The 12,364-nt window shown below is 70.5% G+C and carries 11 protein-coding genes; 3 read left to right on the top strand and 8 right to left on the bottom strand.

The window, feature by feature from the left end; all coding sequences use genetic code 11:
* Both treS and ACFOY6_RS08945 read right to left on the bottom strand, forming a co-directional pair.
* Complete coding sequence (treS, locus tag ACFOY6_RS08950; RefSeq protein WP_379650221.1) at positions 1-3,285, bottom strand: maltose alpha-D-glucosyltransferase; 3,285 nt, start codon at positions 3,283-3,285, stop codon at positions 1-3.
* A gap of 3 nt (positions 3,286-3,288) precedes the next feature.
* On the bottom strand, positions 3,289-6,531 hold the full coding sequence (locus ACFOY6_RS08945; RefSeq protein WP_379650219.1) for a maltotransferase domain-containing protein: 3,243 nt from the start codon (positions 6,529-6,531) through the stop codon (positions 3,289-3,291).
* A 220-nt stretch (positions 6,532-6,751) separates the two neighbouring features.
* Between ACFOY6_RS08945 and egtB the strand changes: the two genes are divergently transcribed.
* Together egtB and egtD are read left to right on the top strand one after the other, a co-directional pair.
* A complete protein-coding gene (egtB, locus tag ACFOY6_RS08940) occupies positions 6,752-7,948 on the top strand; it encodes an ergothioneine biosynthesis protein EgtB (RefSeq protein WP_245906046.1) in 1,197 nt (398 codons plus the stop codon).
* A 5-nt stretch (positions 7,949-7,953) separates the two neighbouring features.
* On the top strand, positions 7,954-8,901 hold the full coding sequence (egtD, locus tag ACFOY6_RS08935) for an L-histidine N(alpha)-methyltransferase (protein WP_379650216.1): 948 nt from the start codon (positions 7,954-7,956) through the stop codon (positions 8,899-8,901).
* A 58-nt stretch (positions 8,902-8,959) separates the two neighbouring features.
* Here egtD and ACFOY6_RS08930 read toward each other — a convergent pair whose 3' ends face one another.
* The 5 genes from ACFOY6_RS08930 to ACFOY6_RS08910 all read right to left on the bottom strand — a co-directional run bounded on the left by ACFOY6_RS08930 (position 8,960) and on the right by ACFOY6_RS08910 (position 11,080).
* Positions 8,960-9,598 carry a PA2169 family four-helix-bundle protein gene (locus ACFOY6_RS08930; protein WP_379650214.1) on the bottom strand — a complete coding sequence of 213 codons (639 nt, stop codon included), beginning with the start codon at positions 9,596-9,598 and terminating at the stop codon, positions 8,960-8,962.
* 205 nt (positions 9,599-9,803) lie between these two features.
* Entirely contained in the window at positions 9,804-9,989 is a 186-nt protein-coding gene (locus tag ACFOY6_RS08925; protein WP_379650212.1) for a hypothetical protein, read from the bottom strand.
* Between the two features lie 136 nt (positions 9,990-10,125).
* The gene (locus tag ACFOY6_RS08920; protein WP_109515235.1) at positions 10,126-10,338 is read right to left on the bottom strand and encodes a hypothetical protein; all 213 of its coding nucleotides are present in this window, start codon (positions 10,336-10,338) and stop codon (positions 10,126-10,128) included.
* A 62-nt stretch (positions 10,339-10,400) separates the two neighbouring features.
* Positions 10,401-10,691 (bottom strand): con-10 family general stress protein, encoded by a 291-nt coding sequence (locus ACFOY6_RS08915; RefSeq protein WP_245906048.1) that lies wholly within the window; start codon positions 10,689-10,691, stop codon positions 10,401-10,403.
* A 185-nt stretch (positions 10,692-10,876) separates the two neighbouring features.
* Positions 10,877-11,080, bottom strand: a complete 204-nt coding sequence (locus tag ACFOY6_RS08910) for a hypothetical protein (RefSeq protein WP_109515237.1) — start codon at positions 11,078-11,080, stop codon at positions 10,877-10,879.
* Positions 11,081-11,243: 163 nt separating this feature from the next.
* Between ACFOY6_RS08910 and ACFOY6_RS08905 the strand changes: the two genes are divergently transcribed.
* The gene (locus ACFOY6_RS08905) at positions 11,244-11,651 is read left to right on the top strand and encodes a PRC-barrel domain-containing protein (RefSeq protein WP_109515238.1); all 408 of its coding nucleotides are present in this window, start codon (positions 11,244-11,246) and stop codon (positions 11,649-11,651) included.
* Positions 11,652-11,736: 85 nt separating this feature from the next.
* Here the strand turns inward: ACFOY6_RS08905 and ACFOY6_RS08900 are convergent, their stop codons facing one another.
* On the bottom strand, positions 11,737-12,306 hold the full coding sequence (locus ACFOY6_RS08900; RefSeq protein WP_109515239.1) for a sigma-70 family RNA polymerase sigma factor: 570 nt from the start codon (positions 12,304-12,306) through the stop codon (positions 11,737-11,739).
* Positions 12,307-12,364 lie beyond the last annotated feature (58 nt).

Here is a 12,364-nt window from a genome sequence, read left to right as displayed (position 1 = left end):
TCAGTCCTTCGCCGGGAGGCGCTGCGCCAGCTCATCCAGCCCACGCATCGGGATGCGCAGCCAGGCGGGGCGGTTGGCGGCCTCGTAGCAGATTTCGTAGGCGGCCTTTTCCAGCAGGAAGAGGTCGAGCAGCGCCGTCTCCGCCTCCGGCCGCACCCAGGGGCGCGGCGTCTCGGCATGCACGGCGCGGTAGGCGTCGAGGAAGGCGGCGCTGGCGCGGCTGTGGAACTCCTCCAGCAGCACCGCCGGGCGGCCATCGCCTTCCGGCGCGGCAGCCTGCAGCTCCGGCATCACCGTGGCCACGGCATAGTCGAAGGAGCGCAGCAGCCCGGCCACGTCGCGCATCGGCGAGGATTTGGCGCGGCGCTGCGCCAGGGTCTTGGCCGGCTCGCCCTCGAAGTCGATGATGCAGGCATCGCCCTGCACCACCAGCACCTGGCCGAGATGGAAGTCGCCATGGATGCGCGTCTTGAGCGCGCCCTCGGCGGCGGCGGCGAGGCCATCGACCGAGGCCAGCAGCGCGGCCTTGCCCTCCAGCAGCCGGGCGGCGCGCTCGGCATCCTCGGGGCTGGCCCAGTCCTTCACGCCGCCGATGGCGCGCAGCGCCGCCTCGATCTGGGTGCGGGCGCCCTTGGCCCAGCCGCGCGCATCCTTCTCCGTGGCCGGCTCCGGGTTGAAGGCGGCGTCCTCGCTCTCCTCGGCCAGCAGCGCGTGCATTTCCGCCAGGCGCCGGCCGAGGGCGGTGGCGAACATGGTGTAGTTGGAGAACACGTCCTCCTGCTCGCCCGCCGGCCCCTTGGTCATGGCGATCTGGCCGACGGTGCGGGTCAGGTAGTCGGTGGTCCAGCCCCAGCCATCGCCCTGGTTGCGGACGAAGCCCTGCACGACCACGAGGGTGCGCGGCGTGCCGTCCGGCGTCACCCGCACCACCTCGCCCAGCAGCGGTGCGGTCTGGCCGAACCCCTTCTCGGTGAGATGGCGGGTCATCTCCGTCTCGGGGCTGATGCCTTCGGTGACGCGGCGGACCAGCTTCAGCACCGCGTGCTCGCCGATGATCAGCGAGGAGTTGGACTGCTCGGCCGAGAGGCGGCGGATCTCCGCATCCTGCGGAATGTCCATCCCCTCCAGCAGGGAGGTGGGCAGGAAGCGGATCTCGCCCTCGGAGAGCGGCATCACCGCCTTCTCGCGCAGGCCGCGCAGCACCGACCAGGGCAGGACGTCGAGCGCGAAGGCATCCGTCAGCACGCCGACGCGGCGGCCGCGGCGGATGCGGGCGAGCGCCAGCTGCTGCGGCAGCGCGGCGCTCGTCTCATCCTCCCAGGCGATGCCGAGGGGCAGCAGGTAGCGCGCCTGGCCCTCGCCCTCGGGCACCTCCACCTCGGCCAGCAGCACCTCGACGGTGCGGCCGGCGAGCGCCTCGGCGAAGGCGAGGCGCGGCTGCAGCGCGCCGCCGCCATCCTTGCCGGCGAACCAGCGGCGCTTGGCGAGGTACTTGGGCAGGGCGTCCTGCTCCAGCACCTTGCGGGAGGCGGGTGCCAGCACCTCGTTGAGGCCGCTGCGCATCACCAGCGTGGAAAGCTCGGTCATGGGTTCGGGGGCCGGTGTGTGCCAGGTGGGCATGGCGGCTTCCGTGGCCAGCACGAACCAGTAGAAGCCATAAGGGGGAAGGGTCAGCAGGTAGGTGAGCTGCCCGATCGGCGGGAAGGAGGTGCCGCCGAGCAGCTCCACCGGCACGCGCCCGGCGAATTGCGAGAGGTCGAGCTCCACCGCCTGCGCGCTGCGCGAGAGGTTGCAGACACAGAGAATGGTCTCGCCCTCATGCTCGCGCAGATAGGCCAGCACCTTGCGGTTGCCGGGATACAGGTAGCCGAAGCTGCCGCGGCCGAAGGCCTTGTGGCGCCGCCGCACCGCCAGCATCCGCCGCGTCCAGTTCAGCAGCGAGTGCTGGTCGGCCGACTGCGCCTCGACGTTCACCGCCTCGAAGCCGTAGACCGGGTCCATGATAGCGGGCAGCACCAGCTTGGCCGGGTTGGCGCGGGAGAAGCCGCCATTGCGGTCGGGCGACCACTGCATCGGCGTGCGCACGCCGTCGCGGTCGCCGAGATGGATGTTGTCGCCCATGCCGATCTCGTCGCCGTAATACATCACGGGCGTGCCGGGCATGGAGAGCAGCAGCGAGTTCATCAGCTCGATGCGGCGGCGGTCATGCTCCAGCAGCGGCGCCAGGCGGCGGCGGATGCCGAGGTTGATGCGCGCCCGCTTGTCGGAGGCATAGGTCTCCCACAGGTAGTCCCGTTCCTTGTCGGTCACCATCTCGAGCGTCAGCTCGTCATGGTTGCGCAGGAAGATCGCCCACTGGCAGTTGTCGGGGATCTCGGGCGTCTGCCGCAAGATGTCGGTGATCGGGAAGCGGTCTTCCTGCGCCATCGCCATGTACATGCGCGGCATCAGCGGGAAGTGGAACGACATGTGGCATTCGTCGCCATCGCCGAAATACTGCTGCGTGTCCTCCGGCCACTGGTTGGCCTCGGCCAGCAGCATGCGGCCTGGCGCATGCGCGTCGAGCGCCGCGCGGATCTTCTTCAGGACGACATGCGTCTCGGGCAGGTTCTCGTTGTTGGTGCCGTCCCGCTCGATCAGGTAGGGGATGGCGTCCAGCCGCAGCCCGTCCACGCCGGCATCGAGCCAGAAGCGCATGACGGAGAGCACTTCCTTCATCACCTGCGGGTTGTCGAAGTTCAGGTCCGGCTGGTGGCTGTAGAAGCGGTGCCAGAAATAGGCGCCGGCCACCGGGTCCCAGGTCCAGTTCGACTTCTCCGTATCCAGGAAGATGATACGGGTGCCGTCGTACTTCTTGTCGGTGTCGGACCACACGTAGTAGTCGCGGTGCGCCGAGCCGGGCTTGGCGCGGCGCGCGCGCTGGAACCAGGGGTGCTGGTCCGAGGTGTGGTTGATGACCAGCTCGGTGATGACGCGGATGTTGCGCGCATGGGCCGCGGCGATGAACCGCTTGATGTCGGCCATCGAGCCGTATTCGGGATGGACGGCCTTGTACTCGGCGATGTCGTAGCCGTCGTCGCGCCGCGGCGAGGGGTAGAAGGGCAGCAGCCAGACCGCGTCCACGCCGAGAGAGGCGATATAGTCGAGCTTCGCCATCAGGCCGGGCAGGTCGCCCACGCCGTCATCGTTCGAATCAAAGAACGACTTGATGTGGAGCTGGTAGATCACCGCATCCTTGTACCAGAGCGGATCTTCCGGCATGTGCGGCTTGTCGTTACGCGGCATGGATCAGGCCTTGTCGGCGGCGCGGAGGCGCCAGATGGCGAAGGGCATGGCGTGCGGGTCGAGGCGGAGGCGGCGGTGGGTGCCCTGCCACACCTCCTCACCGCCCTGCATCAGGTTCTCGGCGACGAGGCCGGCGCCGTTCGGCAGGCCCATCGCGTACTGGGGCAGCTCGATATGGCTCTCCAGCGCCTGGTGCGGGTCCATCGAGACCGCGACCAGGACGACGTTCTCCCGCTCCGGCGTCATCTTCACGTAGAGCAGGATGCCCTCGTGGTTGGAGCGCAGGAAGGTGACGCCGAGATGCGAGTGCAGCGCCGGATTCTGCCGGCGGATGCGGTTCAGCGCGGTGATCTCGCCGGTGATGTTGCCAGGGCGGTCATAGTCCCACACCTTGATCTCGTACTTCTCGCTGTCGAGGTACTCTTCCTTGCCCGGCACGGGCCGCGCCTCGCACAATTCGAAGCCGTTGTAGACGCCCCAGAGGCCGGAGAGGGTGGCCGCCAGCGCGGCGCGGATCAGGTGCCCGGGCCGGCCGCTGTTCTGCAGGAAGACCGGGTTGATGTCGGGCGTGTTGACGAAGAAATGCGGCTTGAAGAAGTCGCGCACCGGCGGCTGGTTCAGCTCCTCCAGGTACTGCTGCATCTCCCAGGCGGTGTTGCGCCAGGTGAAGTAGGTGTAGGACTGGCCGAAGCCCACCTTGGCCAGCCGGTACATCACCTTCGGCCGCGTGAAGGCCTCGGAGAGGAACACCACCTCCGGATCGCGCGCCCGCACCTCGCCGATCATCCACTCCCAGAAGGGCAGGGGCTTGGTGTGCGGGTTGTCGACGCGGAACAGCTTGACGCCCTCGCCCACCCAGAACAGCACGATGTCGCGCAGCGTCAGCCACAGGGCCGGCATGGCGCCGGGCTTGTAGAAATCGACGTTGACGATGTCCTCGTACTTCTTCGGCGGATTCTCGGCGTAGCGGATGGAGCCGTCCGGGCGCCACTCGAACCATTCCGGGTGGTCGCGCAGCCACGGGTGGTCGGGCGAGCACTGGATGGCGAAGTCCAGCGCCAGCTCCAGCCCGTGCTGCGCGGCGGCGTCCCGCAGGCGGCGGAAATCCTCGATGGTGCCGAGCTCGGGGTGCACGGCGTCGTGCCCGCCCTCCTCGGAGCCGATGGCGTAGGGGCTGCCCGGATCGTCCGGCCCCGGCGTCAGCGTGTTGTTGCGCCCCTTGCGGTTCTTCTTGCCGATCGGGTGGATGGGCGGGAAGTAGAGCACGTCGAAGCCCATGTCCCGCACCCGGGGCAGAGCGCGGATCACGTCGTCGAAGGTGCCGTGGCGGTTGGCGTCGCCGCTCTGCGAGCGCGGGAAGATCTCGTACCAGGAGGAGAAGCCGGCGGCGCGGCGCTCCACATCCAGCGGCAGCGGGGCCTCGCGCACGCGGAAGGGGCGGTCATCGGCCAGCGTCATCAGCCGCACCGTCTCGGGCGCGGTGAACAGGGCCACGGCCGTCGCGTCGTCGGCGCTGCGGAGCTGCGCGACCAGCCCGGCCAGCGCCTCCGCCTCGGCGCCGGAAAGGCGCGGCTGCGCCTTCTCCAGATGGATCAGCCCCTCCTGCCGCTCCAGCGCGATGCGCACGCCGGCGGCATGCTTCTTGGTGATCTCGTCGCGGAAGGCGGCGTAGTGGTCGACCCAGGCCTCCACCGTGTATTCGTGCCGGCCCACCCGCTCGGGCACGAAGGCGGCGGTGTAGATGTCGTTCACCGTGTGCACCATCGGCACCTCGCGCCAGCCCTCGGCGTCGGCGGCGCGCCAGAGCAGGCGGACGGCGATCTTGCCGTGCCCCTCGGTGAACACGTCGGCGGTGACGATCACCGCCTGGCCCACCGGGCGCTTCACCGGGAAGCGGCCCATGTCCACGGCCGGCTGCATGGCCTCGATGGCGATGCGGGGCGCCGAGATGGCCTGGCCGACGGCCTCTCCCTCATCGGCCAGAGGCAGCTGGATATCGGCCACGTCGTCGATCGGCATGCTGCGGATTTCTCCCGGCGCCAGCGCAAGCCGGCCCTCGGCGGTGATGGCGTTCTGCGGCAGGCTGCCCGGCCGGGGCAGCAATCCGGTGACCTGCGCGGCGGAGAGTTTCGCGGGGTGGCGCAGGGAGGGGTTCGCCAGCACCACCATCCGGCTGTCCGCAGCCTCGCGCAGCAGCGCCACCGGCGCATGCGGGGCGGAGAGCAGGGCTGGCGCGGCGCGGCCCTGCGCGGCGGGCAGCCGGGCACGCTCCGCATTGGCCTCGCGCACCGCCCCCGTCAGGTCCAGCCTTGGCGCGCGGCGCAGCGCGGCGAAATCGCGGGCCTCGCCAGCGCCCTGGCCCATGCGATGGATGGCACCATACTCATAGCCCATCGGCAGCATCCAGGCCGTGCCGGAGAGGGTCGCGAAGCGCAGGGCGCGCAGCGCGGCGCGGCCAGCCTCGGCACGGTCTGCATGGCGGGTGGCGAGGCGCGGGGCGAAGGGCGCCTCCGGTGCCGCCAGCAGCGGCGCCACGGGGGCGAGGCGGCTTACCTCGTCCGGCCACCACGCGGCCGAGAAGTCCCACCAGGGCAGGGAGGATGCCACGAGGTCGAAGCCAGCGCCCGCCAGCCCCGGCACTGCGCCGGCCGGCAGGCCGGGCGCCCAGGCGATGAAGGCCGTATCCGGCGCCGCCTCCCGCGTGGCGGAGATCAGCGGCTGCCAGAACGCCTTCCCCGCGCCGGGCGAAAGGCAACGAAAGCCGGCGATGCCGGCCTGCGCCCATTCCACGAGCCGGGCGGCCCACCACGACCGGAGGGCGGCCGGCGCGGGATCGGCCAGCGCCACCCCCGGCTGGCCGCGCGGGTCCGGCGGCGCGTCCCGGTCGGGGTCGCCGGCCTTCCAGCCCGGGTTCTGGCGCAGCAGGACGGCGTCGCGCGCCATCCGGGCCGTGGGCAGGTCGAGGATGACCGAGAGACCCTGCGCGCGTGCCGCCTCGGCCAGCCCGCGCAGGGCCTCCAGCGCCGCGCCGCCGCCCAGCGCCGGGTGCAGCCGCGCGAGATCGCGCGGCTGGAACAGGTCGCCCTCCAGGCCGGGCTCGAAAGGCGGCGCCAGGGCCACGCTGCCGAAGCCCAGCGCGGCGACGCGCCCGAACTCCTCCTTCCAGAGATCCATCGCTCCGGTGAGGGGTCCGACGGCAAGGGGGTTCATGTAATAGATGGCGTTGGGGAAAGCGGCATCAGGCAAGAGAGATGCGTCCTTTGTCGCCGGTGGCGTGGAAGGCTGTGGGCTCGCAACGCCGGGCGCCGCCCAAGGTTGCGTGAGGAAGGGCCGCAATCCCGCAACCTCCCGGCGCCGGCACCGTTAGCGCTCAGGCCGGGTGTGTGCCCGGCCAACCACGATGAGGGAGGGCGCCCATGCCAGACTTCCATCCCGGCCACTTCCGGCACTGGCGGAACGCACCCCGGTGCTGAGCGTCGCGGAGAAGGAGGACGTCGTCCTCGCCGCGCGCTGGCGGCGGGTAAGACAGCACACCGACCGCCTCGCGGCCGCCCTCAGCGACGAGGACCAGTGCATCCAGTCGATGCCGGATGCGAGCCCCGCCAAATGGCACCGGGCCCACACCACCTGGTTCTTCGAGCAGTTCGTGCTGGGCCCCAATCTCCCCGGCTACACCCCCTTCGACGAGCGCTTCTCCTACCTGTTCAACTCCTATTATGAACAGGTCGGGCCCCGCCATGCCCGGCCGCAGCGGGGGCTGCTCACCCGGCCCTCGGCCAGCGAGGTGGGGGAGTACCGCGCCCATGTGGACGCGGCGATGGAGCGCCTGCTGGAGCGCGGCGCGACAGCGGAGCTGGCCGATCTCGTCGAACTGGGCCTGCAGCACGAGCAGCAGCACCAGGAGCTGCTGATCACCGACCTGCTGCACGCCTTCTCCTTCAACCCGCTGCGCCCCGCCATGATCCCGGACTGGCAGGAGCCTGCGCCCCCCTCGCGCGAGAGCGCGGCGATGCAGCCGCTGGAGGGCGGCATCGTGCGCATCGGCGCGCTGCATTCCGGCTTCGCCTTCGACAATGAGCGGCCCTGCCACGACGCGCTGGTGCCCACCGGGCGCATCGCCTCGCAGCTGGTGCGCAACGCCGAGTGGTGTGCCTTCATCGCCGATGGCGGCTACCGCCAGCCATTGCTCTGGATGGCCGAGGGCTGGGGCGCGGCGCAGCAGGGCGGCTGGGAAGCCCCGCTCTACTGGGAGAAGCGCGGCGGCCAGTGGTGCCAGATGACGCCCGGCGGGCTGCGCCCGCTCGATCCGGCGGCGCCGGTGCGGCATGTCAGCTGGTACGAGGCGGATGCCTTCGCCCGCTGGGCCGGCAAGCGCCTGCCGACGGAGGAGGAGTGGGAGGCCGCCGCCCGCCGCGGCCTGCTGGAGGATGCCGGCCGCTTCGTCTGGGAATGGACCGGCAGCGCCTACCGCCCCTATCCCGGCTTCCGCCCGCCGCCGGGCGCGGTGGGCGAGTACAACGGCAAGTTCATGATCAACACCATGGTGCTGCGCGGCGGCTCGCTCGCCACGCCGCCCGATCATGCGCGGCTGACCTACCGCAATTTCTTCCATCCCGACCGGCGCTGGCAGTTCACCGGCCTCCGCCTCGCCGAGGAGCAGTGACCCGCATGCGTGCCGTCGCCACCGCCAAGGCCAGCGCCTTCGACCCGCTGGTTGCCGAGACCGCGCTGCGCGGCCTCGCCGCCCCGCGCAAGACCCTGCCGCCGCATCTGCTCTACGACCCGGAAGGCTGCCGGCTGTTCGAGGCCATCACCACCCTGCCGGAATACTACGTGACCCGCACCGAGCTCGCGCTGCTGCGGCAGGTGGGGCCGGAGCTGCACGCACGCATCGGGCGCGGCGCCTCGGTGGTGGAATACGGCGCGGGCTCCGCCACCAAGGCGGCATTGCTGCTCTCTGCCCTGGAGGCGCCGGCCGCCTACGTGCCGCTCGACATCGCGGAGGGGGCCGTGAAGGCCTCGGCGCGGGAGATCCGCGCGCGCTTCCCCGCCGTCGCGGTGCATCCGCAGGTGTGCGACTTCAACCGGCGCATCGCTCTGCCGCCGCTACCGGCACCGCTGCTGGGCTTCTTCCCCGGCTCCACCATCGGCAACCTCGACACCGAGGCGGCGCTGGCCTTCCTGGGCGCGGTGCGCGCCTCGCTCGGGCAGGGTGCGCGCTTCCTCGTCGGGGTGGACCTGCCGAAATCGCCGGCGGTGCTGATCCCCGCCTATGACGACGCCGCCGGCGTCACGGCCGCCTTCAACCTCAACCTGCTGCACCGGCTGAACCGCGAGGCGGCGGCGGATTTCGACCTGGCGCGGTTCTCACACCAGGCGGTGTGGAACGTGGCGGAGAGCCGCATCGAGATGCATCTGCGCAGCGACACCGCGCAATCCGTCTCGGTGGCCGGCGAGACGATCCATTTCAGCGCCGGCGAGAGCATCCACACCGAGAACAGCTACAAGCGCGCACCGGAGGCCTTCCAGGCCATGGCGCGCGAGACGGGTTGGCGGCCCGAGGCAGTGTGGCAGGACCCGCAGGGCCTGTTCTCCCTGCACCTCCTGGCGGCCTGAGCCGCAGGAGGGGAGGCCGGCGGATGGGGGGAGGCGCTGCCTTCCCCCTGCATCCTGCTCAGCGGTAGCGGTGGGAGGAGCGGCTCCGCAGCAGCCGCGCCGTCAGCACGGACACGGCGGTGACGACGATGGCGGAGAGGATCGGGTTGCTCGTCACCGGCTGGGTCAGGCGGTTGAAGCGCGCGACCAGCCCGCTGCCTTGCAGGGCCAGCGCCTGCTCCTGCGGCTCATCATGGTCCAGCATGGCGGCATAGCGGTCGCGCGTGGCGCGCACCTGGCGGTGCTGGCGCTGCAGCAACTGGCGTGCCTCCACCGGCAGGTCGGCGGCCAGGGCCTCGTCATAGGCATCTTCCAGCGCCGCCTCGCCGCGCACCACCTCGCGCAGCACCCGCAGCCGGCCCTGGCCGAACAGCGTACCCTTCAGGTCGAGGAAGGCACGGTGCGCCGCCCCCAGCGTGCTGCCGCCCTTGCGCGGCGCCTCGTCATGCTGCCGCAGCAGGGCGTCCACATCCTGCGCCATCTTCTCGCGCTTCTCCGCGAGTTCCGTGAACTCGATACGGAGGAACCGGTCATGGGTCAGGCGGCGGCCCTGGTCGTAGCCGCGGTGGCTGTCATGCAGGTAGGCGCTGAGGGTCTTGAGGGCGGAGGGCTCGATCCCGTCGGCGGCGGCGACCATCTTATCTTCGCTTGTTGTCATGCCTGTTCTCCAGCTTCCAGGGCCATGCTGGGCACGGCCGCTCTGCCGGAAGAACGCCCGAGACCCGCCGATCGTTCCAGCTTGGCCGCCCACGAGCGTGATCTCGGCAGGGCCGGAGTCGGACGAAGGGGAGGCCCTGCCGGCCCGGCACCCTGCCGGCCCGGCACAGGGCATGGCCGCGGGCGCGCCTCCCCGATTCCGCTCCTCAGGGCTTGGTCGTCTCGGGGGGCGGGTTCATCGGGCCGGCCTTGCCGTACTGGGTGTCGGGCAGTTGCCGCTGCGCCTCTTCCGGCAAGGGCTTCGGATCGGGGTCCTGCTCGTGCGAGGTGCCGGGCGAGGGAGGTTCCGGGCTGGGTTCCGAGGGAGCGTTGGCCGGGTCCCTCGGAGCCACGCCACCGGCTCCGGTTTCCGGCGTCAGCTGGGCCTGCTTCGCCGCGCGCTGCCCCTCCGGGGCCTCAGCCTCTCCATCGCCATGGGGCGGACGCGGCGGGGGGCGGGTGTTGGACATGTCTGGCTCCTTGCCCCGTTCAGGCGGCGCTGGCCACTTTGGCCGGCATCAGGGCCATGCCGCGGTCGCGCTCCACCTCGGGGCGCGGCCGCAGCTGCGTCAGCACCGCGCCGGCTTCCCGCGCCATCTGCCGATGCGCCGCCAGACGCTCCGCCAGCGCGGCGCGCAGAGCGTAGGAGGGGCTGTCGGCGGCGGAACGGGTGGTCAGGGGCACGATGCTGTCGATGGCCATGGAAGGCTCCTGCGGGGCCGGTTGGGGGAGGGCGGACCGGCGCTGCCGCGCCGGCCAGCGTCTCAGGTTTCGTCGGAAGGCGGGCTCTTCTGCTGCGTGCGGCCGTGCGTGGCCTGGCCGCCCTTGCGGCCCGCCTGCGCGGCGAGGGTGCGATCGCGCGAGAAGGACCGGTCGGCAGCCTGCACGGCCTGGCCACCCTTGCGGCCGGCCTCGGCGGCAAGGGCCGGATCCTGCGCGAAGCTCCGCTTGGCGGCGGGCACGCTCTGGCCGCCCTTGGAAGCAATGGTGCGCTGCTTCGCCTCATCCATTGATGCGAAGCCTTGCTTGCCACTGCCGGTGCGGGACTGGGACATGGGAAACTCCCTTCGGGAGCCGCGCGGCTTGCCACACGGCCGGAGGTGGACAACGAAGCCCGGCACCGCTTGGCCCAGGCTTGCCATCAACCGCTCCGCCGTGGCCAAGTTCCGGTTGCAGGGCCAGCTCGGCCACTCCCCCCCGAAAACTTCCCTGTGATTGCTCCCGCAGCCATCGCCTTCGGTCAGCTGAAGGCGGCGGCCAGCGCGAAGGCGACGATCACCAGCACGAGCGAGATCAGCAGCACCCAGCGCATGTGGCCGAAGGTGACGCCCTGGCGTGCCTGGGTGGTGTCGATGGGCTTGTCCGGCATCGGGGCGCTGTGATGTCCCGGCGGCGGCTCGATCACCCGCTCGCGCGCGGGAGGGTCATTCTTGGTATCGGACATACCTGTGGAACTCCTCTGGCAGACGGGATGCTCCCGCGAAAGGGATGCGCCCGTGATGCTGGGAAAAAGCCTCGGCCTGGGCAGAGTTGCAGGTTGCGGTGGAACCATGAACCGGCCGCCGCGTTATTCCCCGCGAGACAAACAACCAGTGGGAGAGGTTTCCATGTCAGAACCGATCCAGAATCAGCCCGGCGCCGCTGCCCGCCAGGATCGCGCCGCGCTCATTGCCTCCGACCGGGTAGAGGGCACCGCGGTCTACGACACCTCCGGCAACAGGCTGGGCTCGATCGACACGCTGATGATCGACAAGGTGCAGGGCCGGGTCGAGTACGCCGTCCTGTCCTTCGGTGGCTTCCTCGGCTTCGGCGGCTCGCATTTTCCGCTGCCTTGGAACCAGCTCCGCTACGATGTCGGGCTGGGCGGATACGTGGTCGACGTGACGGAAGAGCAACTGGCCGATGCGCCCTCCTACAAGGCGGGCGAGACGGTGGACTGGTCCGATGAGCTGTGGAGCGGCCGTGTGCGCGGCTATTACGGCCCCTCGCCCTACGGATCCCGTGACGGCCTCTGAGGCCGGCGGGGGACGGGGAGGGAAATGCCTCCACGCTGCCCCGGACTACCCGGGACCATGGGGGCAGACCGAAGCAGGGGAGGTTTCAGAAGCTCAGCCGGCGCTGTTCCTCGGCGGCCAGGGCGCGGGCGCTGGGACGGAGCGCCATGCGGCGCTGTGGCACGGAACGCTGCAGCTTTTCCTCCTCCAGCAATGCCAGCAGGGCGGAGCGGGCGCGGTGGACGCGGCTCTTGACGGTTCCCACGGCGCAGTTGAGCACCCTCGCCACATCCTCGTAGGGCATGTTGGAGCCGGCGACGAGGGTGAGGATCGAACGCTGGTCCTCCGGAAGCCGGTGGAAGATCCGCTGGAAATCTGAAAGCTCCAGCCCGTCCTCCTGCCGTGCCCCGACCGGCACGCGCTCCATCTCCCCTTCGTCGAACTCCCGGGTGGCTTTGCGCTTCGCGACGAATTCGTTGAGGAAGCGGTTGCGGAGGATCGTGAACGCCCAGGCCTTGAAGTTTGTTCCTGGCTGGTAACGATCGGCCGCGTGGAGGATGCGAAGCACGGCATCCTGCACCAGATCATCCGCATCATGACGGTTGCGCGTCAGAGAACGTGCATAGGCGCGGAGATCAGGGAGACAGCCGAGAAGCTCGTCGTCGATCTGAATCATTGTGACCTGTCTTGCAGCGGAGACAAACGGGAAACACCCCCCGGCGTGGGAAGTTGCG

It is taken from the genome of Teichococcus aestuarii, assembly GCF_042651065.1.
Taxonomy (GTDB): Bacteria; Pseudomonadota; Alphaproteobacteria; order Acetobacterales; family Acetobacteraceae; genus Pseudoroseomonas; species Pseudoroseomonas aestuarii.
This window is presented reverse-complemented; position numbering and strand designations above follow the sequence as displayed.